Source organism: Labrys sp. F242 (assembly GCF_057813875.1).
Window position 1 is genome coordinate 36,044 of the sequence record NZ_JBVASG010000009.1, and the last position, 24,350, is coordinate 60,393.

Sequence of the window (24,350 nt, forward strand, 5' to 3'; positions counted from 1 at the left end):
GGCCTCGCAAATGCGGGGGACAGCGGAGGGAATACGGACGGACTGCCGCCGCTAAGCCTTCGCATTGGGCGAAGCGCCGTCGAACTTGATCTTGTAGTGATCGGCGTATTCCGCTCGGACTTTCTCGAATTCGCCGGACGAGCGCGCATCCTGATAGGCCTGCGGATAGGTCCACCCCTCCGGCTTGGCGATGCCTTCCCAGTGCTTGTCGATATCGAGGGGGTGCACTTCTGCCTGCGGATCCCAATCATCGGGATGCAGCACCTTGGAAATCTTGCGATAATCGAAGGGCTTGACGCCGTCATTGTCGACGAAGCGCTTGAGATAGGTGCCAATATTGTTCTTGGTGGCGATGAGCGAACGCCAGTTCAGCAGCCGTTCCGAGGCACGGGGCTGCCAGCCATGGGTCACGTCATAGATGCGGCCTGCGAACAGAGCCGCGGCATAGGCCGGGCTGTTGGCACTCGTTGCCAGCTGCGTGCCGCGTTCGATTGATTTCACGCCGCCGCTGGTGCCGTCGGCACCGACGACCAGAACGTCCTCTCCCGGGCGCAGTCCGGCTGCGTTCAACGCCGCGATCACGCCCTGGGCCACGTCATCATTCTGGGCCACCACACCGACGACGTTCTTATGACGGCTAAGCAGATCCTCGGTGGCCTTGAGCGCATCCTCGCGATTCCATTTGCCGGGCAATTGGTCGACGAGGCGAGTCTTGGGATAAGCCTTGAATGCAGCGTCGCGGCCGCGGCTGCGCGCGACGTCAGTCCAGTTGCCCGGTGAACCGGTGACACCGATGATGTCACCGCCACCGAACTTTTCGGTGACGGCCTTGAGCAATTCCTCGGTGACGGCGCGATGTGCCACGAATTCCTCAGGAACGGCATAAAGCGTGTAATAGTCGCCGGCCTCAAAGGGCGTGAACCAGGACAAGGTGTCCCAGACATTGCCGACATAAACCTTGTTTTCTTGTGCGCCCTTCGTAATGCGACGCAGGGGGCTGCCGTCGGCAAGGTTGAAGATGGCGGACTGGATGCCGGCGGCTTCTTGCTGCTCGAACTGGTTCAGCTGAAGCTGGCTGTCAAAATTGCCGTCCAGAGCCGTATAGCCGCCGAAACCCAGCTCCTTGGTGGCATCGGCAAAAGCCTTGTCGAGAATGATGTTGTACTCATTGCGATAGAAAGCCGTCAGGAAGGCCAGCTTGCCATTGGGCGAGGCCACGGCAACCGAGGGCAATCCCATGGCGGCAGCGGTGGCAGCTGCTGCAGCGCCTGCAGAGGCAAGGGCGAGGAAGTCACGCCGACTCACTCCCTTCGCGTCAAGGCGGTCCAAATGGCGATCGATAAGCGTCTTTTGCGAGAAATCCGGAAATTTCGAAATAAATCGATCCACCATCTTCGCCTCCTGAAATTTTCTGGGATGTTCCTGGTTGCTCGCCAAACCGACAGCATCCCGGTCCTTGCAAAGCTCCATTAGTCTACTATTTATATATATTATATAAAGTAAATATGCAAAAAGGGTATGGCTGACATGCGGTATTAAGATGCGTTGTCTTCCTAGCTCCGGCGACTGGGAGCCAGGATTGCTGCAACGCGATTTCAGCTTCGCGGATCGCCTTCAGGCCTATCTCAGGGCGTTTTCCTTCTGCGCAAAAAGCCTGACCGGCCATCGGCGACGTGGCTCTCCTGCCTGCAGCGCATGACCATGAGGTTATATTTTACCGCAATCGCTTGCCCATAGGGCTCAAACCCCACTTCTTCATAGGCAACACGAGTGGCTGGCAAAATACTCGTCCTTGACCTCTTCCCAGGTCGATAGCCGTCGACGAACGACGCAGCCGCGAGATCGCAGATCAATTCCCATGACGAAAAAGTGCTGCAGGATGGCTGGCGTGCAGACGTGGGCGACCACCCAATTTTTCACGCAGCGTGCCAGCGCGATAGTCGCGCTTGTAGATACCGCGTTTTTGTAGCTCCGGCACGACGATATCGACAAAATCCACATAGGTCTCGGGAGCGACCGCACTCACCAGATTAAAGCCGTCGATATCCGCTTCTTCCAGCCAGGATTGCATCTCATCGACAATGTCGCTGGCCGTTCCGAGCAAGAGCGGTGCCCCGCCGCCCAATGTCGCTGCCTCCGCCAGTTGGCGAACCGAACGCGGATCCGGTGCTCGATCGCTCCGATCATGGGCCTGGGTCACCGTCTCGCGCACTGAAGACAATGGGTTGTCGAGAGGCACCGCGCCGAAGTCGATCCCCTGCCAGCCCGATTGCAGGACAAGAGCGCCCTCGATGTCACCATAGGCGCGGTAGTCGTCGAGCTTGAATTGGGCTTCCGCGCGCGATCGGCCGGCGATTGCGATTGCGCTCAGAAACACCGTGATGTCGCGCGGGTCCCGTCCATGGCCGACCGCAGCCTGCCGTATTTCCGAAACGAGCCGCGCGATCTCCGTTTTCGAATTCCCGGCAATGAAGACACATTCGGCGTGGCGAGCTGCAAAGGCACGTCCGCGCGTGGATGATCCAGCCTGAAAGAGAACGGGCGTGCGCTGGGGCGAGGGTTCGCTCAGGTGATAACCTTCCAGGCGATAATATTCCCCCTCATGCACGATCTTATGGATGCGGCCGGGATCGGCGAAGATGCCGCTGTCGCGATCACGCAAAACGGCATCGTCCTGCCAGCTTCCTTCCCACAACTTGTAGACCACCTCCATATATTCATCCGCAACGGCATAGCGTTGATCGTGTCCGTGCTGCTTGCTGAGGCCGCTCGCCCGGGCCGCGCTGTCGAGATAGCCGGTCACGACGTTCCAGCCGATGCGTCCCTTGGTGAGGTGGTCGAGCGTCGACATTCTCCGCGCGAAGGCATAGGGCTGGTCATAGGACAGGATGCTGGTAACCCCGAAGCCGAGATGCCTTGTCTGGTGGGCAAGCGTGGGAACCAGGAGCATCGGATCATTGACGGGAACCTGCACCGCGCCACGCAGGGCAGCGTCCGCATTTCGGCCGTAGATGTCGTAGACCCCGAGGACATCGGCGAGGAACAGGGCATCGAAACAGCCGCGCTCCAGGGTACGTGCGAGTTCGACCCAGTAGTCGAGGTCCGTATAGCGCTGGGTCTGGTCGCGCGGATGTCGCCACATTCCAGGTGACTGGTGCGTGATGCAGTTCATGTAGAAGGCATTCAGACGCAGTTCTTTGGGTCTTGCGGCGATGGTCATCATCAAAATCTTTCTTCGGCCGGCTGCGCCACGGCCCCGGCCTCTCCGTTTGATACAAATTGCGGGACGGTGAAACGCGCGTCAGGCCGCCGACCTGGCATAGGCGCTGGGCGGGCGCGACAACCCCAGATTGTCGCGCAGCGTCTCGCGCGCATATTGGCGCTGGACCAGCCCGCGACGCTGCAATTCGGGTACGACCAGGCGAGCAAAAGCCTCGAAGCCGCCGGGAAGATGGGCGGGCGCGATGTTGTAGCCATCGCATGCTCCTGCCGCGAACCATTCTTCCAGCTGATCGGCAACATCCAGCGGCGCGCCATAGACGAGGCGATGGCCGCTGGTCAGCGCGATGGACCGATAAACCTCGCGCAGTGTCTGCCCCTTGCGCCGCGCCTTCTCCAGCACAACCTGCTGGCGGCCCTTCGGCCCTTCGGTCGGCGGCAGGGCCGGCAGGAGGTCGTCGAGCGAGAAACCCGACAAATCGGTCTCCCCGATCAGACCGGATAGAAACGCCAGGCCGGCCGATGCCGGAAGCAGGCGATCGAGGGCCGCGATCTGGTCCTCCGCCTCGGCCCGGCTTGCCGCCACGATCGTGACGGCACCCGGCATGATGCTGAGCTCCTCTGGGCACCGACGATGGCGGGCCACCCTGGCTTTGACGTCGTCATGGAAAGCCTTGGCCGCGGCTAGCTCCGATTGCGCGGTAAACAGGATCTCTCCGGTTTCGGCCGCAAGCTCGCGGCCGGCCTCGGAAAGCCCGGCCTGCACCATTACCGGATGACCCTGTACCGGCCTTGGAATATTGAGTGGACCACGCACCTGGAAGTTCTGCCCCTGGTGATCAAGCCTGCGTACCCTGCGCGGATCGAAGCAAACGCCGTTTCGCTGATCATACTGATAGGCCGCGTCGTCGAAGCCATCCCACAGGCCCGTGACCACCTCGACGAATTCCCGGGCCCGGACGTAGCGATCCCCATGATGGGGATGGCTATCCCTTGAAAAATTAGCCGCCTCGGCCGCCGTGGCGGATGTGACGAGGTTCCACCCAGCCCGCCCCGCACTGATATGGTCGAGAGAGGCGAACCGGCGGGCCAGACTGAACGGATCGTTGTAGGTCGTGCTCGCCGTTCCCACCAGGCCGATCCGGCTGGTCACCATCGCCAGCGCGGACAGAACGGTGAGCGGCTCGAATTTAGCGCCCCAGGTGGTCTGCCCGACGGCCTCCAAATTCTCGTCCCATATGGCGTTCGTATCGGCCAGGAAGAAGAAATCGAAACAGGCCGCTTCCGCCAATTGCGCCATTTCGACGTGATGCCGCAGATTGATGCCGCCATCCGGCTGAGCGCCGGGGAAACGCCAGCCAGCGATATGATAACCCGCCGGATAGAAGGAAAGACCAAGCTTGAGGCGACGGGAATAGGTCATTGAAGACTCGACAGGAAAGAACAGGGGCTGGCGGCCATAGACGAGATGTCGGTGTCGGCCGGGTGAGGTCAGGAAAGGGATCGAGCAAGACTCGGCACCGCTTCGATGAGGTTGGCCGTATAAGGGTGACGCGGTCGCTCATAGAGCTCGGGTATCGCCGTATCCTCGCAGAGGGTGCCGCGGAACAGGACGACCGCCCGGTCCGCAAACCAGCGAGCCAGAGCCAGATCGTGGGTGATGAAAAGCATCGAAACGCCGGTGCGCTTTTGAACGTCCTTGAGCAAGCTCAAAAGGGCAGCTTGCACCGACACGTCCAGGGCCGATGTGACTTCATCGCAGATCAGAAGGTCGGGCTCCGCGGCCAAGGCCCGGGCGATCGCCACGCGTTGGCGCTCGCCGCCGCTCAACTCCGAAGGATAGCGCCCGCCATAGTGGCCGGGCAGCCGAACCTCGCCGAGGAGGGTCTCGACGCGGTCCGCCAACGCGGCGCCGCCCATACCGAAGAAATGCCGAAGGGGGCGGCCTATGATGGTGGAGACACGATGGCGCGGGTTCAACGAGCCACCCGGATTTTGAAAGATGATCTGAACCTTGCGCAACAGATCGGGGGACCTGTGTTCCACCGTTCCTGCAAGATTCTCGCCACGCAATCGGATCGTTCCTCGCGTCGCAGGCAAGAGGCCCGCCAGTATCCGGGCCAAAGTCGATTTGCCGCTGCCGCTTTCTCCGATCACCGCAAGTGTTTCGCCAGCTCCGATCCGAAACGACACGCCGTCGAGAGCTGGTTGTGCCGACGGATTGGAGCCATAGACGTGAGTAACGCCCTCGAGTGTCACCAAGGATGGCTGCCCCAGCAGGGATTGAATGGGCACCGCCATCAGATCACCCAGCCACGATCGTGCATCTCCACACCCCTTCCGGCCGACTTCTGGCCCTGGGCAGCCACTGCTGCCGACCGCCGCGTGTAGTCGCTGTCAAGGCGGGGCAGGGCTTCGAGCAGCGAACGCGTGTAGGGATGGCTGGGCGTAGCGAAGACTTGCCGCACCGTACCGGTCTCGACGATCCGTCCGGCACGCATCACGGCGACCACCTCGCAAAGCTCCGCGACCGTGGCCAGATCGTGCGAGACGAAGAGCATGGCCATCTCGTGCTCAAGGCAGAGACGCCGCAGCATCGTCACCACCGAACGCCGGATGATCGGATCCAGGCCCGTCGTCGGTTCGTCGAGCACGAGTAATCGGGGCTGGCAGCTGATCGCCAGGGCTAGGGCGATACGCTGCTGCTGCCCGCCGCTGAATTGGTGGGGATAGAGTGTCAACGCCGTTTCGACATCCACGAGGCCGACGTCGCGCAGCAGGCCCAGGATCGTCTCTCGCCTGGCGGCCGAGCTCGATCTCGGCCCGTGATATCCGAGGGTTTCGGCAAAGATCCTGCCGATACGCATAGTCGGCGTCAGCGACGCGCCGTAATTTTGAGGCAGGTAGGCGATCTCAGCGCCGCGCAACCGGTTCACCGCGATGGAAGGCGCGGAGAAGAGATCGACCCCACAAAAGGATATGAAGCCGCGCGCAATGCGCCGGTCGTCGCGACGTTCACCAAGCAAGAGGGCCGCCAGGGTCGACTTGCCGCTGCCTGACTCGCCGACCAGGCCCATCGTCTGGCCCGCCCGGATCTCGATATTGACGTCATGCAGGACACGCTGCCAGCTGGAGCCACGCCGATAGTCCGCCTGCAGCGAATTGACCTGAAGCAAGGAAGCGCCGCGAACGATCATGCGATTGCGCCTCGAGTTGAAGGAGAGCCAAAGCCCCGCATAAGTGCGTCCGTCAGGAGGTTCACGCTGGTGACGAGCATTGCTATGCCGAGCGCCGGTGCCAGAACGGGCCAGATCGCCGATTCCAGCGAAGAGCGCCCTTCATTGATCATCAGCCCCCAATCGGGTTCCGGTGGGGCAACGCCAAAGCCGAGGAATCCCAGGCCGCCGATGAACAGCACTGCAAATCCGGTCCGTATCGAGAATTCGACCACCAGAGTGCCGAGAACATTGGGCAGCAACTCCCGGATGCTGATGGACAACATCCTCTCACCTCTTGCCCTTGCGGCGGCGATGAAGTCCTCGGCAACAAAGCCCGAGGTCGCGGCACGAACGACCCGGGCCACATTCGGAACCGAAAGCAGACCGACGGTGAGAATGATCGTCGAGCGGTCGGAGCCAACCAGTCCGACGATCAGGAGGGCAAATACAATCGAGGGAATGCTCATGATGATTTCGAGCACCCTCATCGCGATCTCGTCGACGATACCGCCGCGCAGTCCCAGCAGGATCCCGATGAGGCCCCCGAGAATGGTGGCGAGAGCTGCGGCACCGGCGGCTGTTGCGAGCACCGTCCTGCCGCCATAGAGAAACCGGCTGGCGACATCGCGTCCAAGCGCATCCGTTCCAAGCCAGAGCTCGGCCGATGGCGGTTCGAACGGCCCTGCAATGAAGACATCGGTCGGCGAATGGGCCGCCAGCTCCGGGGCAGCAAACGCGATCAGGACGTAGCCGAGAAGAACGACAAGCGCGCAATATCCCGTCCAGGGAAGACGGGCAGCTTGCGAGAGCACCAATCCCTTCTTGCGCCGCAGCTGCCCTGGACCAAGCCCTGCCGGGGTCGACAATTCCGTCATGCCAATGCCGTCCGCTGTTTGGGATTGAACAGAGCCGTCACGACATCGGCGATGAGATTGATGACGATATAGGCGGCGGACAGTGCCATTGCCGCGCCCTGCACCATGGGGACATCGCGATTGCCGATCGCCTCGACCAGCAGCCTGCCCAGGCCTGGATAGTTGAATACGGCCTCAACGACGACGATGCCGCCGATCAGCCACCCCGCGTTGAGGGCGATTGCATTGACCGCCGGGCCGACGGCGCTGGGGAGTGCATGGCGCAACAACACGCGGCTTCTTGGCAGACCACGCAGCATCGCTGCCCGAACGAAATCGGACTGCATGATCTCGATCATCGACGACCGCGTCTGCCGCACCACATAGGCCGTCATGAGGCAGTTCAGCGTCAGCACCGGCAAGGCCAGCACGCTCGCCAATTGCCCGATGGAATGAGCCTGGTCGATCAGTGCAAGCGGCGGAAACCAATTCCACGCAGTGGAAAGCCAGGTTACCAGACCAATCCCGATCACGAATTCGGGTACCGACATGCCAAGCAGGACGAAGGCTGCGATCAGCGTATCGGCGATACCATCGCGTCGCGAACTGGCAGCAACCAACCCCAGACCGATGCTGAGGGGAATATGGATGGCCAGCGCAGCGCTGGCCAAAAGCAGTGTATTTGCCAAATGGCCTGCAACGTAAGGCAAGACAGGCCTGTCCGCAGCCAAGGATGACCCAAGGTCCCCCTGGATGAGGTCGGCCAGCCACCTGACATAGCGAAGCAAGGCCGGATCGTTGAGTTGCAGGCGCATTCTGAGTGCATCCAGGGCCTCCGGCGTCGCATCCCGTCCCAGGATGCGCTGAGCCGCGTCACCCGGCAGAAGGTCGATCGCCCAGAAAACGATCGTCGCCACGACCAGCAGCGAGAACGCTGCAAATGCCAGCCTGCGCGCGACCAGTCGGCCTAGGGGGCTAATGCGCGGGAACAGCCGTGCCATCGCGCCATCACCCGTCGATGGAGACGCCGGAAAAGTCGGTGGGAAACTTCTGGGGATGAACCTTGTAGCCACTGACATTTGCGCGGGTCGCGCCGACCGTGTCGGCATAGACCAGGATGACGGCGCCGCCATCATCCTGAATCAGACGCTGGGCCTGATGATAAAGCTGCGTCCGCTGCGCCTCGTCGAGCGTCGTGCGCGCCCGGGCGACGAGCGCATCGAATTCGCTGTTGCGCCAATGGGTCTCGTTCCACTGCGCGCTCGACAGGAATTCCAGAGCCAGGGCCTCGTCGGTCGAGCGCCCGTTCCAGGACGTGGTCACGAAGGGCTTCTTGAGCCAGATATTGGTCCAGTAATCGGCCGCGGGAGCCTGGACGATGGTCACGCGAATATCGGCCGCCGCAGCCTGCGCCTTGAACAGGGTTGCGGTCTGGATCAGGCCGACATCACCGGCCGAGGTATGAAGTTCCAGATCGAGGCCGTTGGGATGGCCTGCTTCCGTCAACAGCCTCTTGGCCTCGGCAATGTTCTGCTTGAGGGGCTCCTGCGGCAACCCATAGGACTGCCATGGCGGAATGGGCGTGTCATAGGCAATGGCCCCTCGCCCACCGACCAAAGCCTTCAGATATTGGTCCCGATTGACCACCAGCTTGAGGGCCTTGCGTACCCTTGCATCATTGAACGGCGCCACGTCCGAGAAGACGGCAAGCCCTTGCCATGCCGAGGTGCGCACGGATTGGATCTTGATATCAGGATTGTTTTCCAGTCGCTGCAGCCCCAAAGACGGTAGCTCGGCCACGACATCGACCTGGTCGGCAAGCAAAGCGGCGATGCGCGAGGAGGGCTCGGCGATCGCCCTCAGCTCAACGCGATCCAGCAGGGGACGCCCAGGCTGCCAATAATGCTCACTGCGGGCGAATATGCTTGGTTCTTCGCCGGGGACGAATTTCTCCACCCGGAAAGGACCGGTACCGATGCCGGCCGTACGCAGCTGCTCCGCGGTCTGACCCGCGCGAACGATATAGGTGAAGCGATTGGCAATCAGGAGTGGAAACTCCACGACCGGCGTGCGCAGGCGGAATTGCACCGTATGATCGTCGAGGGCCTTTATGCCGTCAGGATCGATCTGCCCGAGAACCGCAGCGGCGGGCGAGGCCGTTTTCGGGTCGATCAGCCGCTTGAAGGTGAAGACGACATCATTGGCTGTGAAAGGCGATCCGTCCTGGAATTTGACGCCCTGACGAAGGGCGAATGTCCAGACCTGGCCTGACGCGTCCGGTTTCCAGCTCAACGCCAACTGAGGCTGCGGCGCAAAGGCCTCGTCAGGAACGACCAGGCGTTCATAGACGAGGCTGGCACGCGCGCCGTCATTGTCATTGTTGCCAAAGGCCGGATCGAGCGTCCCCTTCACGCCGTCGGCCTCGCCCGTTGCCAGGCGCAGCGTCTTCGTATTCGCGGCAACACCACGTCCCGGCCGACCCACAACGGCCATGCTTCCCAAGGCCACGGCGCCCAGCAAGGCCTGCCGCCTGGAGGGGTGGAAACTTCGACTATCGACCATCACCAAATTCCAACTGAGTACCACGCGCTCGCAGCGGCAGCGCGGATGCCACCGTACCCTCACGATGGCATGCCGAATCCATTTAATCAATTAAATCCATAAATTTTATATATTATAATTTTACCACCTGCCAATGTGACGCCCGGGCCTTGCTGCGCGAAGCGATGGATGGAATTTCCCTCCCAGGAATGTCAAATATATACTTGTTTTATGGATTATATGGACTAAAGATGCACGCCCCTTCTCCAACTGGCAAGAGCACATGACGTCGGCAGTCCTGGTTCAGCAATTGGCCAAGCGCTTCGGCTCCACGATCGCACTCGACGGCATCGATCTGGAGATTGCCCATGGCAAAATCGTTGCGTTGATGGGCGCCAACGGCGCGGGCAAATCGACGCTCGTCAAGATCTTGTGCGGTATCCACCAACCCGATGGTGGAGCAACCTTGATCGACGGCAAGCGGGTCCAGCTCCGCTCTCCCGCCCAGGCTCGGAGCGAGGGCATTGCTGTGGTTCACCAGACCATTGCCGATACAGGGGTGCCCAACCTGTCTGTCCTCGACAATCTGCTGCTCGACCAGTACTGCGCCAACGAGGGACCGTTGGTGACGGGTGGCCGGCGGGGCCGGCAGGCAGCGCAAGCCATTGCGGATGCTGTCGCTCTTGATGTCGATCTCGATCGACGCCTGGACGATCTTTCGATTGCCGAACGCCAGCTCGTGGCAATAGCGCGCGCCGTTGCGCTGGAACCCAAGATCCTGGTCCTGGATGAACCGACCGCTTCCTTGTCGGCGCGCGAAGCCGAGCGTCTTTTTGAAGTGATCGAGCGCTTGCGTCGGCGAAACGTCGCAATTCTCTATATTTCGCACAAGATCGGCGATCTTCGCCGCCTGGCAGACCGGGTGATCGTCCTGCGGGACGGACGCATCACGGCGAGTTTCGATGCCCCGGTCGACTATGGCGCGGCCATCGGTGCGATGATTGGTCGACAGACACGCCATATCTCGAAATCTGCCGAAGCCAAAGAACGGCAGGTCGTCCTGCGTCTCGAAAACGCAAGGCTCCGCCGCTCCGCCGCGTCGTTCGATCTGCTCGTCCACGCCGGCGAAGTCGTTGCGATCACGGGCCCGGTAGGCGCCGGCAAGACGGCCCTCGCCGGCGCAATCTTCGGGCTATGGCCTCTGGAAAGCGGCGAGGTCGAGATCGACGGCGTGCCCTTTGCGCCGTCCGGTCCGGCCGAATCGATCGCAAGGGGCGTCTTCCTGGCCGGAGAGGACCGCTGGCGCACGTCGTTTTTTCCAAGCACGGTGCCCTTTGCCAATATTGCGGGAACGATCAGCTTTCCCTTCCTCAAGGCTTGGTCGAAGCGCGGGATGGTCCAGAGCGGGCGCGAGCAGGACAGGGCCCAGCGGCTGATCCGCGATTTCGGGATCAAAGCAGGCGGCCCATTCGACCGGCTCGGCGTGCTGTCGGGCGGCAATCAGCAAAAGGTCGTGCTTGCACGCTGGCATGCCGAGACGGCGCGGGTCCTTCTCCTCGACGAGCCATTCCAGGGTGTCGATGTCGGGGCTCGAGAGGACATCATTCGCACGATCCGCGCGCGCTCGGTCGATCGGGCCACACTCGTCTTCGTCAATGACCTGGAAGAGGCACTGGAAGTGGCGGACCGGGTGCTGGTCATCGTCGACAACGTCATCGTGGGCGATGCCGCCGGCAGCCTGGAGGAAGCGGCCCTGTTGCTCGCCACCGCCGGCACATCTTTCTCAACCCCGGCATTGCCCGCCAATTAAGGCCTTTCCCTTCATGTCATCAACCTCATCCCTTGCCCCCGCGGTTCGTTCCCAAAGCCTCTCGGTTCGCGACATTGCTGTGCGATGGGGAATATTCCTGCTCCTCGCCGCGATGGTCGTGATCTTCGCGGTGCGGGAGCCTGCCTTCATCAGAGTCGCCAACCTTTTCAGCATCCTGCAGGCCGTCGCAATCGTTGCCCTGCTCGGCGTCGGCGTCACCATCTCCACGATCGTCGGCGGTTTCGATGTCTCGGTCGGCGGACTTGCGGCGTTCTCGCAGATGGCGGCTGCCTATATTCTCATCGTGCTGAACGGTTCGAGCGAAGTTGCTGTTGCCGGATGCCTGCTCATCGGCGTCCTCGTCGGCCTGTTCAACGCCCTGCTCATCGTGGTCATTCGCATTCCCGACTTGCTGGCGACGCTAGGCACATTGTTCCTGCTCGCCGGCCTGCAGCTCATTCCCACCGGCGGGCGTTCGATCGCGCCGGGCATGACGCTGCTCGACGGCACGCGGGCACCCGGCGTTTTTCCCGATAGCTTCCTTGCACTTGGACGCTACAGAATTGAGGGGATCGTCCCCCTTCCCGTCGTCGTCCTGGGGATCGTCGCATTGCTCATGTGGTTCGTGATGGAGCGGACACGGTACGGGCGCGTCTTCTATGCCGTCGGGGGGAGCGAAATTGCCGCACGCCTGGCGGGCGCCCCGACCAGGCTCTACCGCGTCCTGGCCTATGTCCTTTCTTCCTCGATTGCATCCGTTGGCGGCGTCCTGCTTGCCGGCCGGATCGGGCGTGGCGACGTCAGTGCCGGCAACGGCCTCATGCTCGACGCCGTCGCGGCGGCGCTGATCGGCTATGCGGTTCTGGGGGTGAATCGCCCCAATATTTTCGGCACCATCATCGGCGCCATCTTCGTGGGCGTCCTACTCAACGGCCTGACGATGCTGAATGCGCCCTACTACCTGCAGGACTTCATCAAAGGTGCGGTCCTCATCGGTGCTTTGACCGTTACCTTCGGCCTGACCAGGCGGCCGAGCTGAGATACATCATTCAAGGAGAGACGAAGATGATGCTACGCCGCGCCTTGCGCGCAGCAGGCCTTGCGCTTGCAACGAGCGTTCTTGTTACCGCATCGACCGCATGTGCGGATGGCCTGGCAGGCGCCCCCGCACCTTTCGACAAGGGCGGCGTCAAAATTGCGCTCGTGGCCTATCTGTCGGGTGGTGATTATTTCGAGGCGGCCGAAGCCGGCGCCATCCGGCAGGCCAAGGCCCTGGGCATCGACTTGCGGATATTTCCCGGCCGCCAGAAACCCGACGAGCAACGTGAACAAATCCGTCAGGCCGTCGCCTTGGGTGTGCAAGGCATCATCGTCAGCGGCGGAAAGGCCGAGGCCGTCGACGATGTCGTCAAGGAGGCTCTCGCCAACGGCATCAAGATCGTGGCGGGCAACATCTATCTGACCGAACCTGAGGTCGTGATCGTCGACCAGGATGAAGATCGCCAGCTCAATCTCGTCCTCGAGCAGGTGCTCAAAGACAATGGGGAGAATTTCAAGGCTGGCTACATCTACGTCGAAGGTTTCCCCGCCCTCGATCGTAGAGACAAGGCCTGGTCCGCCTTCAAGGCCAAGCATCCCGGCGTGCAGCAGGTCGCGCAATGGGGCACGGTCGATGATACGACGGCTGCCTCGGTGGCCAACCAGACCGCCGCGGTTCTGCGTGCCAATCCGGACATCACCGTCATCATAGCGCCCTATGACGAGTTTGCCCGGGGTGCCGCCCTCGCCGTTGCCGAGGCCGGACTTTCCGACAAGATCAAGATCTACAGCGTGGATGTCTCCACCTCCGATATCCAGGCCATCCGAGATCCCGCCGGTCCCTGGGTGGCAACCGCCGCCACGAGTGCGGGAGGGTTGGGAGAAGTGCAGGTCCGGGCCCTCGCTTTGTCGATTGCCGGCAAGCTCGACACAAAGAAAATCTACGGCTCTCCGACCTTGATCACCCGCCAATTGCTGCACGACAACGACATCAAAAACGAAGAGGACCTTGTGGGAAAGCTGCCGGCATTTCTGGCGCGCGACGTCGCCTCCGCGCCATGGATCCCCAAGGCCAACTGAAACCTGCTGGAAGCTGGGATCATCGGCTCGCCAACCGGCACGGCCGATGATCCGCGAGGTGAGGATCGATGAGCTCGGAAATTCACATCAATGCGTTCGCAATGAACTGCCCCGGGCATCTCTCGCCCGGGCTCTGGACGCACCCGCACGACCGCTCGACACATTACAACACATTGGAATATTGGACCGATCTGGCCAAACTGCTCGAAGGAGGCCTGATCGACGGGCTGTTTCTCGCCGACGTGCTGGGCCTCTACGACGTCTATGGGGGAAGCCCCGAAGCAGCGCTGCGAAACGCAACGCAAGTTCCGGTCAACGATGCGCTTCTGGTCATCCCGGCGATGGCCGCCGTCACCAGACATCTTTGTTTTGCCGCGACCGCCATCCTGTCTTTCGAACCGCCCTATACGTTCGCCCGCCGCATGTCGACGCTCGATCACCTTACCCGCGGCCGCATCGGCTGGAACATCGTGACCGGCTATCTCGACAGCGCCGCCCGAGGCGCCGGCCAGGAGCGACAGGTCTCGCATGACATCCGCTATGACGTTGCCCAGGACTACATGGATGCCGTCTACAAGCTGTGGGAAGGATCCTGGGACGACGACGCCGTCGTCAAGGATGTGGCGCGAGGCATCTATGCCGACCCGAGCCATGTCCGGCCCGCCCGGCACAAGGGGCCCTATTATCAGCTCAATGCCGTTCATCTCAGCGAGCCCTCCCCTCAACGCACACCCCTGCTTTTTCAGGCCGGGTCTTCAAGCAAGGGACGCGATTTTGCGGCCAGGCACGCCGAGTGCGTTTTTCTGAACGGACGTTCCAAGGCTCTCGTCGCCTCTCGCGTGACCGACATTCGCCGGCGCGCCGCTGCTGCTGGCAGACGCCCGTCCTGCGTGAAGGCCTTCGTCGAACTCAATATAATCGTGGCCAAGACCGAGGCCGCCGCCCGCGCGAAATATGACGAGTATCTCAAATATGGCAGCCTCGAGGGTGCGCTGGCACTGCTGTCAGGCTGGCTCGGGATTGATTTGGCGGCCCATGGCCTCGACCGACCGTTGGAATATGTCGAGAACGACGCCATCCGGTCCGCCATCGAGGCCCTGACGGTGGACAATCCCGACAAACGCGTTTGGACAGCGCGCGATCTGGCGCAAAGCACCATCGTCGGCGGCTCAACCACCACGCTCGTCGGCACCCCCGAAACCATCGCCGACAATCTGCAGGAATGGGTCCGCGACACCGGCGTCGACGGCTTCAATATCTCCTATGCGGTCATGCCGGAGACCTTTGTCGATTTCGTCGATCTGGTCGTACCGGAGCTTCAGCGGCGCGGTGTGTTCAAGCAGGAATATGCCGAAGGAACCTTCCGTGAAAAACTGTTCGGCCGAGGGCATGCACGCCTGGAGCAACCACATCCGGCTGCGGGCTTCCGCCACCAGCCATCCACGACATGAACACTGATCACACGGCCCCGACATCCACGCATTTGTCGCGATGAAGGCCATCTGCCCGGCCAGCCGCGTCATCACCAGCCGGCGGCAGCCACGCCGGCGATGAGCGGTCGGGGGCCCGCGATCACCTCCCTCAGGCCCCAGCCGACCAGGAGGAACATGCGGAACCCCAAGGGCAGTCCTGCACGGAAGGCCGGCGGGTCACGCAGTTCCCGTCTTTTCCAGGAGGTGGAGCAGGTCGGGATGATGCTTGGCGGCAACGTCCGGATGGGAGCGCAGGCGGCTTTTGAGATGGTTGATGCCCACCTCCCGGAAGATGGGATTGAGTGGGTCGACCGTTACGCCGCGCTCGCTGCGCTTGAGCTCTTCGGGCAGCGGGATAACCGGTATCCTGGCGTGATAGCGGGCACCGAGGAAGAAGGCGACCGAAAAGCGCTCCGTGCCGCGCGGCGGCGTCACGACGTCGTGAACGTCGGCGCGCACGAAGCCGTTCGTCGCCATTTCCAGAAGTTCACCGCTGTTGATGACGAAGGTGCCGGCTACGGGCGGAGCATCGATCCACACGCCTTCTTCGGTGCGAATGCGCAGGCCCGGCGTCGTATCCTGCAGCAACACGGTGACGAAGCCGCCATCCTTGTGCGCGCCGACCCCCTGGTCGCTGCCGGCGGCCTCGCGGCCGGGGTAACGGATGATCTTGAGAAGCTGCGAGGGCGAGGGTTCATAGATCTCGGCAAAGGCGTTCTCAGGTTGGCCGAGCGCAAGCGCCATCGCCTTCAGCACGTCGATGCCGATGCGCGTGACCTCCGCCTGATAGCGCAAGAGCAGCGGCTTCAGCTCCGGCAGTGCTTCCGGCCATTGGTTCGGACCATAAAGCCGGTTCCACGGCGTGTCGGGCCCCGCCTCGACAGGCTCGCCTTCGGTGTTGATGTCGAGCTGCTCGCGCCAGTCCTGTTCACCGCGCGTGCGCTCGTAGCCGGCCCGGTTATAGCCGCGGAAATGCGGAGACCTCACCATCTCGATCTTCAGCTTCTCCTCCTCAGGCAGTGCGAAGAAACGCTTTGAGGCAGCGAGCACATCATCGATCAGGCTCTGGGGCACGCCATGGCCGGTCATGTAGAAGAAGCCATGGTCATGCAGAACGCTGGTCAATTCCTTGATGAAGGCTTCCCGTTCGGCCGGAGCACCGTAAAAGCGCGAGAAATCGACTGTCGGCAAATGGGCCGCTTGAGGGCGGGTCGTCATGTCATAGCTCCTGGAAGGCAGGTCTGGTCGTCGTGGCGGTGGCCGGCACGATAGTCGTCGTTGAGCGGATCGTCATGTCGGCGATGGGCGGGATTGAACGCTAGGGGGACAGAATGACCACCCGGGAACGACAACGGCGACATTGTCCTGTTCTCGGCCGGAGCGGTTTCGATGATGCGGTCAGCGGCGATGTTCAAGGGCCCGGACCAGACGGTCGCCGAGCGTCTGGAGCAACTGCACCAGAACGACGAGCACGACGATGGTGGCAAACATCACCTGGTTGTTGAAACGTTGGTAGCCGTAGCGGATGGCGAGGTCGCCAAGCCCGCCTCCGCCGACGACGCCGGCCATGGCCGAAAAACCCACCAGCATGACCACGGTCAGGGTCACCCCTGCCAGGATTGCCGGCAACGCTTCCGGCAGAAGAACCTTCTCGATCACATGCCGCAAGGTGCCGCCCATTGCGAGCACGGCCTCGATCCTGCCCCTCTCCACCTCCGCCAACGCCGCTTCGACGATGCGGGCGAAGAACGGCACGGCGCCAATGGTCAGCGGCACGACCGCCGCCGTGCTGCCCAGGCTGGTGCCGACGATCAGCCGGGTCAACGGTATCAGGGCGATCAACAAAATGACGAAAGGCAGCGAGCGCCCGACATTGACCACCAGGCCGATCAAGCTGCTGAGCCAAGGCGAGACGACCAGCCCGCCCTGTCGGGTCACGAACAGTAACACGCCGAGTGGCAGTCCGACGGCTATGGTCACCAGCGCGGAAAGCGCGACCATGTAGAGCGTTTCGCCGGTCGCATTCACCACGAGCATCAACAGTTCTGTCCAACTCTGGGGTGTCATATCAGCTCCGCTCGAACGCCGCGCTCATTCAGGAAATCGAGGACGCCCGCAAGATCGAGTCCTCCTTCAGGGCGATGGAAGCCAACCCGCAAGCGGCCCACTCGCTGTCCCGCGATGGTTTCGACGCCGCCGCCCAGCAATGTCACGCCGATGGAATGCTGTTGAGCCAAGGTGCTGAGCACCGGCGAGGCCTCGACCGCATCGACGAATGTCAGTTCCGCAATGGCTTCGTCGCTCCTGTCGGCCAATGCGCAGTCGGGCAGCAGAGCGCGGCCGAGCAACGATGCGGGATCGGCGACGAGCTTGGTGAGCGAGCCCGATTCGACCACCCGCCCCGCATTCAGTAACGCAGCGGAATCGCAGATGGCCTTCACGACACCGAGTTCATGGGTAATCAGCACGATGGTGACGCCAAGCCTTGCATTGACGTCTCGCAGCAGGTTCAGGATGGATCCGGTGGTTTCGGTATCGAGCGCGCTGGTCGCCTCATCCGACAGCAGGACGTCCGGTTCGGCGGCCAAGGCCCGCGCTATCCCGACGCGCTGCTTCTGGCCGCCGGAAAGTTGGGAGGGGAACGCCCTGGCCTTGTCCGCCAGACCAACCAGGTCGAGAAGCTCTTCAACCCTGCGTCGACGGACCTCGCGCTCGATACCGAGAATTTCCAGCGGCACTGCGACATTGTCGGCAACATTGCGCGAGTGCAGCAAATGAAAATGCTGGAAGATCGTGCCAATGCGCCGGCGTTGTCGCCGCAATTCGCTCGGCGGTAAGGCGGTCAGGTCGTGGCCGCCAACGATGATGCGACCGACTGTCGGCCGCTCTAGCAAATTCAGGCATCGGATCAGCGTGCTCTTGCCAGCCCCGCTACGCCCAAGAACACCGAAGACCGCTCCCTTCGGAATATCGAGCGTAACATCATCCAACGCCACGAACTCGCGGCTGCCCTGCGAGTAGACCTTACGCAGCTTCTCAATACGGATCATGATGGTTTCCGATCGCCACGGCAAAGCCCCGCCGCGATCGGGCGGGGCCTCGGCCCAATAGGGCCAGACCGTGTCAATTGTTCACGGGAATGACGGAGCCCTGATAGTGCTCACGGATGAACTTGGCGACTTCTGGCGAGGTCAGCAGCTTGGACAAGCGGGCGATCCTTGGATCGTCCGCCAGCTTCGGCGTGGTGACCAGAACATTGGCGTAGGGATTCCCTTCCGCTTTCTCCAGCCCGAGAGCGTCCTTGGCCGGGCTGAGGCCCGCTTCCAGGGCATAATTGCCATTGATCACGGCAAGGTCGACGTCATCCAGCGAGCGGGGCAACTGCGCCGCCTCGACTTCCAGTATTTTGAGATGCTTTGGATTGTCCCCGATGTCCTGTGGCGTGGCGGATTGCTTATCCGGCGCGTCGAAGCCCGCTTTCAGCTTGATCAGCCCCTGCGCCTGCAGCAGATAGAGTGCCCGGCTGAGATTGGTGGCGTTGTTGGGTACGGCCACGGAAGCGCCGTCCGGTACCGCATCGAAGCTCTTGTCCTTGCGGGAATAAACGCCGAGCGGCTCGATATGCACCGTCGCAGCGACCGCGAATTTCTGGCCCAGCGCCTGTTCCTGCGACCGCAAATAGGGAACGTGCTGAAAATAATTGGCGTCGACGTCGCCGCTGGCAAGCAACTCGTTCGGGTTCACCCCTTGGCTCAACTCGACGATCTTGAACTGGAAATCGGGCGCCAGCTTCTGGACAAACGCCAATATCTCCGTATGGGGGACAGGATCAGCCGCAATGCGGAGGGGGGCGTCGGCGGCGAACGCTGACAGGCTCAGCGCCACGGGCATAACCGCGATCGCTGCGATCTTTGCAAGACGCGTCGTCAAGATACGGAGCATTGAAGACCATTCCTTTTGCTGGTTGGGTTTAGTGGAAACGAGCAATTTCAACCTCTGCGGCCCCAAAGGGGTGCGAGAAGTTTGCCGTGAGCAAAGCCATGTGAGGCCTGCCCGCGTCACGAGTTCCGCCGATATTCGTGTCCCAGGCGGATGGCCGACCAAAGGCGCGCGGAAGATCCGGAATAGGGCGGGATGAATGAGCATCGAGACAGGCAAGTATAATGGCGTGAGGCGACATGCACCGCGCTGCGAATGCACGCCTTCCCGGGGGTGCGGCAGTCGAGTCGGGACGCGCCGGTCTTTTGTATATAAAATCTATTAAATTAATAGACAAATAAAATTCTTCATGGGAAGAGGGAGCCTCAATCACAAGCCGGTCGCCATGCAGCGCTCTGGCAAGAGAGCCGAAGGACAATGACATTGCTTCCCGAGAACCACGGCAAGGCCCGGCTGGGCGTGCCTGCAATCGCCCTGGCCCTGGCGGCCTGCTGGACCCTGCCGACCTGGGCCGGAGAGACCCTGGATCGCGTCAGGAAATCCGGACAGGTCGTCGACGTCCTGGTCAACGATTATCCGCCCTTCGGATTCATCAATGCCCAGAACGAACTCGACGGCTTTGACGTCGATGTCGCCCGCGCCTTTGTCGACAAGCTCGGCGCCAAGCTCAAGCTGGAGACACCGGGCTGGGAAGCCATCATCAGCGGCAAGTGGTCCGGGCGCTGGGACGTGGCGATCTCATCGGCCACGCCGACCGAGGAAAGGGCCAAGGTCGTCGACTTCCCCGTCATCTACTACAGCGCGCCAGCCGTGCTGGTGGTACACCAGGACGAGAAGACCATTCGGTCGGTCGCCGAAATCTCCGGCAAGAAGGTCGGCGTTGGCACCGGCTCGTCCTATGAAGCCTATGTCAATCGTAACTTCGCCATTCCCGGGCACAAGGCGATCGCCTTTCCTTTCAAGGATGCACTTGCCGTTCCGGGCGATGAAACCGTGAATTTTCAGAACCTGGCCCTCGGCCCGGGGGTTCGCCTCGACGCCATCGTCGCCTCGCTGGCAACGGCCAGGGGTGGCATCGAGACCACCAAGAAGCTGAAAATCGTCGGCGACCCGCTGTTCGCCGAGCCCAACGCAGTCGTGACCGACAAGGGCGACCCGGAGTGGAATGCCGAGGTCAAGCGCGTGTTCGGCGAACTGAAGACAGACGGCACGCTGGCCAGGATTTCCAACAAGTGGTTCGGCGCGGACATAACCAAAGATGTCGATTGAAGAAGCGACGGCCGAAGCCGGCCGGCGCATTCGGCCCGTGTCCGTTCCCGGGATAGGCCGCCTTGGGTTCCGGCAAAAGGTCTGGCTGGCCTGGGCCTGCATGCTGGCCATTCTGGCGTGCGGCTTTTTCGCGCTGGGATTGGATCTTGCGCTGATCCGGCAGAAGCTGCCCTTCCTGCTCGGCCTCAGGCTGACTGCCGACGGCTTTCTTCAAGGTGCCGCCCTCACCGTCTTCATCACCGCCATCTCAATGGTGCTAGCGCTGATCGTCGCCATCCTGGCGGCGCTTGGCCGCCTCTCCACAAATCCCCTCGCCTTCGCGGCGGCGACTTTCTACGCCTCGCTTTTTCGCGGCACGCCCCTGCTCGTGCAGGTCCTGATCATCTATCTGGCGCTGCCGCAACTCGGCATCGTGCTGTCGGCGCTGACCTCGGGCGTCATGGCCCTGGCGCTGAACTATGGCGCCTATCTTGCCGAGATCATCCGCTCGGGGATCGCAGCGATCCCGCGCGGACAGACCGAGGCGGCCATGGCACTGGGCCTTCGACGCTTGCAAATCGGCATCAAGATCGTCGCGCCACAGGCCATGCGCATCATCATACCGCCAGCGGGAACGCAGTTCGTCTCCATGCTGAAGGATTCCTCGCTGGTCTCGCTCATGGGCCTGTGGGAGTTGAACTTCCTGGCCCAATCCTATGGGCGCTCGACCTTCCACTATATGGAGATGCTGACGGCAGCAGCGGCGATCTACTGGCTGCTTTCGATCGGATTGGAGCTTGTCCAATATCGCCTGGAGCTGAAATTCGGCCGGGCCAGCGCAACCGCCCGCCCTTGAAGGTCAACGCAACATGAACAGTAAAATCGAAGGTATTACCATTCTCGATGGCGGCATGGGACGACTGCTGGAGCGCCTCGGCGCGCCATTTCGCCTGCCCGAATGGTCGGCCCTGCCTCTGATCGAGGCGCCGCATTTCGTTACCAAGGCGCACAGTCTCTATGTCGAGAGCGGTGCCGATATCATCACCACCAACTCCTACGGCATCGTGCCCCACATGATCGGTGAAGAGCGCTTCACCGCACAAGGCGCCAGCCTGGCCGCACGCACCGGCAACCTGGCTCGCGCCGTGGCCGACCAGGCCCATCGTCCGGTTCGGGTCGCCGGATCCTTGCCGCCGCTTTTCGAGAGCTATCGCCCTTGCCGTTTCCAGCCCAGCCGCGCACCCGCGATCCTGAGCGCGCTGGTCGAGGGGCTTGCGCCTCATATCGACTTCTGGCTGATCGAGACGCAAAGCTCGACGGCGGAGGCCTTTGCTGCCATCGAAGCCGTGCGCCCGACCGGTCTTCCCTATTGGGTGTCCTATACGTTGCGCGACGAGGATGGCCGCGAGGGGCCACCGCAACTGCGCTCGGGTGAAGCCGTCGGGCAGGCTGTGGCACGGACACTGGAACAAGGTGCGGCCAGCATCCTGTTCAACTGCAGTCAACCCGAGGCCATGACGCAGGCCGTCGAAGAGGCGAGCGCCGCCATTTATGCTTCCGGGAAGCAGGATATCGGCCTGGGCGTCTATGCCAACGCCTTTCTGCCCGAACCTCCTTCCGATACGCCTTATGCCGGCATCTCACGGATCCGCGACGACCTCGCCCCCGACAATTATCTCAAATGGACGCAGCGCTGGGTCGATCGCGGCGCGACGATCGTCGGCGGTTGCTGCGGCATTGGCCCCGAGCATATCGAGGCCATCCATCGTTTTCGCCAACATCCGGAAGCTGCATACTGATCTTGCCGGCTAGGCGTTTGCCTCATGCCTTCAATTACTCCGAGACACAGACGGCGGGCGCTATCACCTTAACTCGCCCGTCAGCGATTTTCGGGATAGAGGCGATGGCATGAACATGCCCGCCGTCAGCGATAGGCGCCATCGCTTCCCGCCACAGATCATCGCACGGGCGCTCTGGCTATATTTCCGGTTTCGGCTCAGCCTGCGCCTGGTCGAGGAAATGCTGCCGGAGCAGGGCATGGTGGTTTGTTACGAAACGATCCGCCGTTGGGCGAAGAAGTTCGGCCCCCGACTATACCCGTCGCTTGCCTCGCAAGCAGCCCAGCCGAAACGATATCTGGCACCTGGATGAAGTCGTCATCAGTATAGCCGGCAGGAAGCGCCGGCTGTGGCGGGCCGTCGATCAGGACGGAGATGTGCTCGACGAGATCGTTCGGAACCGCCGCAACACCACGGCTGCCAAGCGATTGTTGATGCGGCTGTCGAAGAAGCAGGGCGTCGCGCCGAAGCGGATGATCACCGACAAGCTGGGTTCCTATGGCGCAGCACGGAGGCAGGTCATGCCGGACGTCGGGCACCGATCGCACAAGGGTTTGAACAATCGTGCCGAGAATTCGCATGTGCCACTACGAAAGAGGGAGCGGACGATGCAGGGCTTCCGATCGCCGGGTGGCCTGCAGCACTTCGTCCCGCCCAGCTCAAACCGCTCTGCCCTCGCCATCCACCTTCATCGTCTGCGGCCATGGCGGAATGCAAGGCCGTGACTGTCGTCAGCTGAGATCGGCGCAAAAGTCTCATTGCATTCATAGGCAGATAACGTGACGTCGCCGGCAGCAGATATGGCTATCGATCTGATCAACGCAACACTCCATGATCGGACACACAGGAGGGCGGCGGTTCGCCCCCTTAACTGCCTTCAACGTCGTGTGCGGTCGAATCCGTCGGTGTCTCGTGAAATTTATGTTCGCCGGTGGAGGTGCCGCCGTCTGCTGGGCAGGAGGCGCTCAGCCACGCGGGATCAGAACTTGTAGTTGACGCCGAGACGTACCAATTGCCCGGTGACGTCTTGAGAGTACCGTTGAGAAAACGGCGGGTTCGCCGGGGCAGGCTGCGCAATATTCTTCACCTTGCCAAGGTCGAAATAGAGATATTCGGCTTTGACGGTCCAATTATCGGTGATCGCATATTCGAGGCCGGCACCGACCGTCCAGCCGGCTTTCGTCGTGCTTGTGGAAGCGCCGTAGTGGGTGAAGGTGAACTGTTCGCTATGTGCGACGTCAACTTTGCCGTACGCCAAACCGCCGGTGACGTAGGGCAGGAAGCGATCGAACGCATATCCGACACGAGGGCGGACGGTTCCAAACCATTTGATCGATGATGACTGACGATATGTGAATGGGTCGAAGTATCCGGCGGGAGATCGCGTCGTGGATTTATCCTTCATATCGGAATAGTTGAAGTCGGCCTCGATGCCGACAACGAACTGGCCGATTTGATAGTTGTACCCGACTTGAGCGCCGCCAACAAAACCGTCTACGGACAAGTCTTTCTTACCGAGCGCGACCGGATAGTAATCATCCCAAGCGGGACCACCAAGGCCATCTAGGGTCGCATCATCGTTATTCCAGCCATACCCGGCATTGGCGCCAGCATAAAATCCCGTCCAAGAGAAGGGAGCCGCTACCGGTGCAACCGGCTCGACAGCCGCCGGAGCGAGATCAGCGGCCATAGCCGGAACCGAGAGGCATACAAGAGCTGAAGAGGCGAGGAGAAGCTTGCGCATGGCTATGAACCTAAGGGGGTATTTCAATATTAATATCTTCGAAGTGGGACAAAATCTGTTGCCAATTAGCAACATTTTCAAAAACTTATCTGTACGATTGTTTGAACGCGCCTCTTTTCGCAAGGAAGCGTGCCAAGATATAAGAATATTTCTAGTAAAAATCTTAAATAAACCAAAATATAGCATTATATTTTTAATATATCTCGCAAGACTCAAGAGAAACTTCGCCCGGATAATATGAATATCCTGTTCGCGGCCTGTGTATTTCCTTCAATCATCCATTGAGAGGTACGAATGGCGAAAGCCAGGAGCCGCCCTGTGGGCGGTCAGCATGCAGTGTCAACATCGA

20 protein-coding genes and 1 pseudogene are annotated in these 24,350 nt (G+C 61.5%); 8 read left to right on the forward strand and 13 right to left on the reverse strand.

Translation table 11 applies throughout. The features are described 5' to 3' along the window. Window positions 1-51 precede the first annotated feature (51 nt). From ACZYTC_RS32480 to ACZYTC_RS32515, 8 genes are all read right to left on the reverse strand, one after another. On the reverse strand, window positions 52-1,305 hold the full coding sequence (locus tag ACZYTC_RS32480) for a sugar ABC transporter substrate-binding protein (protein WP_488991534.1): 1,254 nt from the start codon (window positions 1,303-1,305) through the stop codon (window positions 52-54). Between the two features lie 544 nt (window positions 1,306-1,849). Further along, window positions 1,850-3,223 carry an LLM class flavin-dependent oxidoreductase gene (locus tag ACZYTC_RS32485; protein WP_488991535.1) on the reverse strand — a complete coding sequence of 458 codons (1,374 nt, stop codon included), beginning with the start codon at window positions 3,221-3,223 and terminating at the stop codon, window positions 1,850-1,852. A 78-nt stretch (window positions 3,224-3,301) separates the two neighbouring features. Continuing rightward, entirely contained in the window at window positions 3,302-4,642 is a 1,341-nt protein-coding gene (locus ACZYTC_RS32490) for an LLM class flavin-dependent oxidoreductase (RefSeq protein ID WP_488991536.1), read from the reverse strand. 68 nt (window positions 4,643-4,710) lie between these two features. Further along, complete coding sequence (locus tag ACZYTC_RS32495; protein ID WP_434960220.1) at window positions 4,711-5,520, reverse strand: ABC transporter ATP-binding protein; 810 nt, start codon at window positions 5,518-5,520, stop codon at window positions 4,711-4,713. Beyond that, window positions 5,520-6,416 carry an ABC transporter ATP-binding protein gene (locus ACZYTC_RS32500; RefSeq protein WP_488991537.1) on the reverse strand — a complete coding sequence of 299 codons (897 nt, stop codon included), beginning with the start codon at window positions 6,414-6,416 and terminating at the stop codon, window positions 5,520-5,522. Before ACZYTC_RS32500 ends, ACZYTC_RS32495 begins: the two co-directional genes overlap by 1 nt. Then, window positions 6,413-7,312, reverse strand: coding sequence for an ABC transporter permease (locus ACZYTC_RS32505; protein WP_488991538.1), 900 nt, complete (start codon window positions 7,310-7,312; stop codon window positions 6,413-6,415). Before ACZYTC_RS32505 ends, ACZYTC_RS32500 begins: the two co-directional genes overlap by 4 nt. After that, entirely contained in the window at window positions 7,309-8,292 is a 984-nt protein-coding gene (locus ACZYTC_RS32510; RefSeq protein ID WP_434960217.1) for an ABC transporter permease, read from the reverse strand. The genes ACZYTC_RS32505 and ACZYTC_RS32510 overlap by 4 nt, the downstream gene beginning before the upstream one ends. A 7-nt stretch (window positions 8,293-8,299) precedes the next feature. Next, window positions 8,300-9,853, reverse strand: a complete 1,554-nt coding sequence (locus ACZYTC_RS32515) for an ABC transporter substrate-binding protein (RefSeq protein WP_434960216.1) — start codon at window positions 9,851-9,853, stop codon at window positions 8,300-8,302. A 262-nt stretch (window positions 9,854-10,115) separates the two neighbouring features. Between ACZYTC_RS32515 and ACZYTC_RS32520 the strand changes: the two genes are divergently transcribed. From ACZYTC_RS32520 to ACZYTC_RS32535, 4 genes are all read left to right on the forward strand, one after another. Beyond that, on the forward strand, window positions 10,116-11,642 hold the full coding sequence (locus ACZYTC_RS32520; RefSeq protein ID WP_434960215.1) for a sugar ABC transporter ATP-binding protein: 1,527 nt from the start codon (window positions 10,116-10,118) through the stop codon (window positions 11,640-11,642). Between the two features lie 13 nt (window positions 11,643-11,655). Further along, window positions 11,656-12,681 (forward strand): ABC transporter permease, encoded by a 1,026-nt coding sequence (locus ACZYTC_RS32525; protein ID WP_488991539.1) that lies wholly within the window; start codon window positions 11,656-11,658, stop codon window positions 12,679-12,681. Window positions 12,682-12,707: 26 nt separating this feature from the next. Beyond that, window positions 12,708-13,760, forward strand: a complete 1,053-nt coding sequence (locus tag ACZYTC_RS32530; RefSeq protein ID WP_434960213.1) for a substrate-binding domain-containing protein — start codon at window positions 12,708-12,710, stop codon at window positions 13,758-13,760. Between the two features lie 68 nt (window positions 13,761-13,828). Further along, window positions 13,829-15,211 carry an LLM class flavin-dependent oxidoreductase gene (locus tag ACZYTC_RS32535; protein WP_488991540.1) on the forward strand — a complete coding sequence of 461 codons (1,383 nt, stop codon included), beginning with the start codon at window positions 13,829-13,831 and terminating at the stop codon, window positions 15,209-15,211. A gap of 198 nt (window positions 15,212-15,409) precedes the next feature. On the opposite strand, the gene ACZYTC_RS32540 is transcribed toward ACZYTC_RS32535, so the two are convergent. The 4 genes from ACZYTC_RS32540 to ACZYTC_RS32555 form a co-directional block, all read right to left on the reverse strand. After that, complete coding sequence (locus tag ACZYTC_RS32540; protein ID WP_434960211.1) at window positions 15,410-16,450, reverse strand: isopenicillin N synthase family dioxygenase; 1,041 nt, start codon at window positions 16,448-16,450, stop codon at window positions 15,410-15,412. A gap of 180 nt (window positions 16,451-16,630) precedes the next feature. Then, complete coding sequence (locus ACZYTC_RS32545; RefSeq protein WP_488991541.1) at window positions 16,631-17,299, reverse strand: methionine ABC transporter permease; 669 nt, start codon at window positions 17,297-17,299, stop codon at window positions 16,631-16,633. After that, on the reverse strand, window positions 17,296-18,282 hold the full coding sequence (locus ACZYTC_RS32550; RefSeq protein ID WP_488991542.1) for a methionine ABC transporter ATP-binding protein: 987 nt from the start codon (window positions 18,280-18,282) through the stop codon (window positions 17,296-17,298). Before ACZYTC_RS32550 ends, ACZYTC_RS32545 begins: the two co-directional genes overlap by 4 nt. A 73-nt stretch (window positions 18,283-18,355) precedes the next feature. Further along, entirely contained in the window at window positions 18,356-19,378 is a 1,023-nt protein-coding gene (locus ACZYTC_RS32555; protein WP_488991543.1) for a MetQ/NlpA family ABC transporter substrate-binding protein, read from the reverse strand. A 210-nt stretch (window positions 19,379-19,588) separates the two neighbouring features. Between ACZYTC_RS32555 and ACZYTC_RS32560 the strand changes: the two genes are divergently transcribed. The 4 genes and pseudogenes from ACZYTC_RS32560 (at window position 19,589) to ACZYTC_RS32575 (ending at window position 22,996) form a co-directional block, all read left to right on the forward strand. Continuing rightward, the gene (locus tag ACZYTC_RS32560) at window positions 19,589-20,440 is read left to right on the forward strand and encodes a transporter substrate-binding domain-containing protein (RefSeq protein WP_488991544.1); all 852 of its coding nucleotides are present in this window, start codon (window positions 19,589-19,591) and stop codon (window positions 20,438-20,440) included. Next, complete coding sequence (locus tag ACZYTC_RS32565; protein ID WP_488991545.1) at window positions 20,430-21,275, forward strand: amino acid ABC transporter permease; 846 nt, start codon at window positions 20,430-20,432, stop codon at window positions 21,273-21,275. The genes ACZYTC_RS32560 and ACZYTC_RS32565 overlap by 11 nt, the downstream gene beginning before the upstream one ends. 13 nt (window positions 21,276-21,288) lie before the next feature. Next, window positions 21,289-22,218, forward strand: coding sequence for a homocysteine S-methyltransferase family protein (locus ACZYTC_RS32570; RefSeq protein WP_434960206.1), 930 nt, complete (start codon window positions 21,289-21,291; stop codon window positions 22,216-22,218). Window positions 22,219-22,327: 109 nt separating this feature from the next. Beyond that, window positions 22,328-22,996 (forward strand): annotated as a pseudogene (locus ACZYTC_RS32575) (IS6 family transposase). Window positions 22,997-23,236: 240 nt separating this feature from the next. On the opposite strand, the gene ACZYTC_RS32580 reads toward ACZYTC_RS32575, so the two are convergent. Then, window positions 23,237-24,001, reverse strand: coding sequence for an outer membrane protein (locus ACZYTC_RS32580; RefSeq protein WP_488991546.1), 765 nt, complete (start codon window positions 23,999-24,001; stop codon window positions 23,237-23,239). Window positions 24,002-24,350: the final 349 nt, after the last annotated feature.

Bases quoted from the DNA above. Each gene is read 5' to 3' on its own strand.
- ACZYTC_RS32485 (WP_488991535.1), bottom strand. From the start codon at position 3,223: ATGATGACCATCGCCGCAAGACCCAAAGAACTGCGTCTGAATGCCTTC.
- ACZYTC_RS32510 (WP_434960217.1), bottom strand. From the start codon at position 8,292: ATGGCACGGCTGTTCCCGCGCATTAGCCCCCTAGGCCGACTGGTCGCG.
- ACZYTC_RS32565 (WP_488991545.1), top strand. From the start codon at position 20,430: ATGTCGATTGAAGAAGCGACGGCCGAAGCCGGCCGGCGCATTCGGCCC.
- ACZYTC_RS32505 (WP_488991538.1), bottom strand. From the start codon at position 7,312: ATGACGGAATTGTCGACCCCGGCAGGGCTTGGTCCAGGGCAGCTGCGG.
- ACZYTC_RS32555 (WP_488991543.1), bottom strand. From the start codon at position 19,378: ATGCTCATTCATCCCGCCCTATTCCGGATCTTCCGCGCGCCTTTGGTC.
- ACZYTC_RS32490 (WP_488991536.1), bottom strand. From the start codon at position 4,642: ATGACCTATTCCCGTCGCCTCAAGCTTGGTCTTTCCTTCTATCCGGCG.
- ACZYTC_RS32540 (WP_434960211.1), bottom strand. From the start codon at position 16,450: ATGACGACCCGCCCTCAAGCGGCCCATTTGCCGACAGTCGATTTCTCG.
- ACZYTC_RS32525 (WP_488991539.1), top strand. From the start codon at position 11,656: ATGTCATCAACCTCATCCCTTGCCCCCGCGGTTCGTTCCCAAAGCCTC.
- ACZYTC_RS32520 (WP_434960215.1), top strand. From the start codon at position 10,116: ATGACGTCGGCAGTCCTGGTTCAGCAATTGGCCAAGCGCTTCGGCTCC.
- ACZYTC_RS32530 (WP_434960213.1), top strand. From the start codon at position 12,708: ATGATGCTACGCCGCGCCTTGCGCGCAGCAGGCCTTGCGCTTGCAACG.
- ACZYTC_RS32500 (WP_488991537.1), bottom strand. From the start codon at position 6,416: ATGATCGTTCGCGGCGCTTCCTTGCTTCAGGTCAATTCGCTGCAGGCG.
- ACZYTC_RS32560 (WP_488991544.1), top strand. From the start codon at position 19,589: ATGACATTGCTTCCCGAGAACCACGGCAAGGCCCGGCTGGGCGTGCCT.
- ACZYTC_RS32550 (WP_488991542.1), bottom strand. From the start codon at position 18,282: ATGATCCGTATTGAGAAGCTGCGTAAGGTCTACTCGCAGGGCAGCCGC.
- ACZYTC_RS32515 (WP_434960216.1), bottom strand. From the start codon at position 9,853: ATGGTCGATAGTCGAAGTTTCCACCCCTCCAGGCGGCAGGCCTTGCTG.
- ACZYTC_RS32495 (WP_434960220.1), bottom strand. From the start codon at position 5,520: ATGGCGGTGCCCATTCAATCCCTGCTGGGGCAGCCATCCTTGGTGACA.
- ACZYTC_RS32535 (WP_488991540.1), top strand. From the start codon at position 13,829: ATGAGCTCGGAAATTCACATCAATGCGTTCGCAATGAACTGCCCCGGG.
- ACZYTC_RS32580 (WP_488991546.1), bottom strand. From the start codon at position 24,001: ATGCGCAAGCTTCTCCTCGCCTCTTCAGCTCTTGTATGCCTCTCGGTT.
- ACZYTC_RS32570 (WP_434960206.1), top strand. From the start codon at position 21,289: ATGAACAGTAAAATCGAAGGTATTACCATTCTCGATGGCGGCATGGGA.
- ACZYTC_RS32545 (WP_488991541.1), bottom strand. From the start codon at position 17,299: ATGACACCCCAGAGTTGGACAGAACTGTTGATGCTCGTGGTGAATGCG.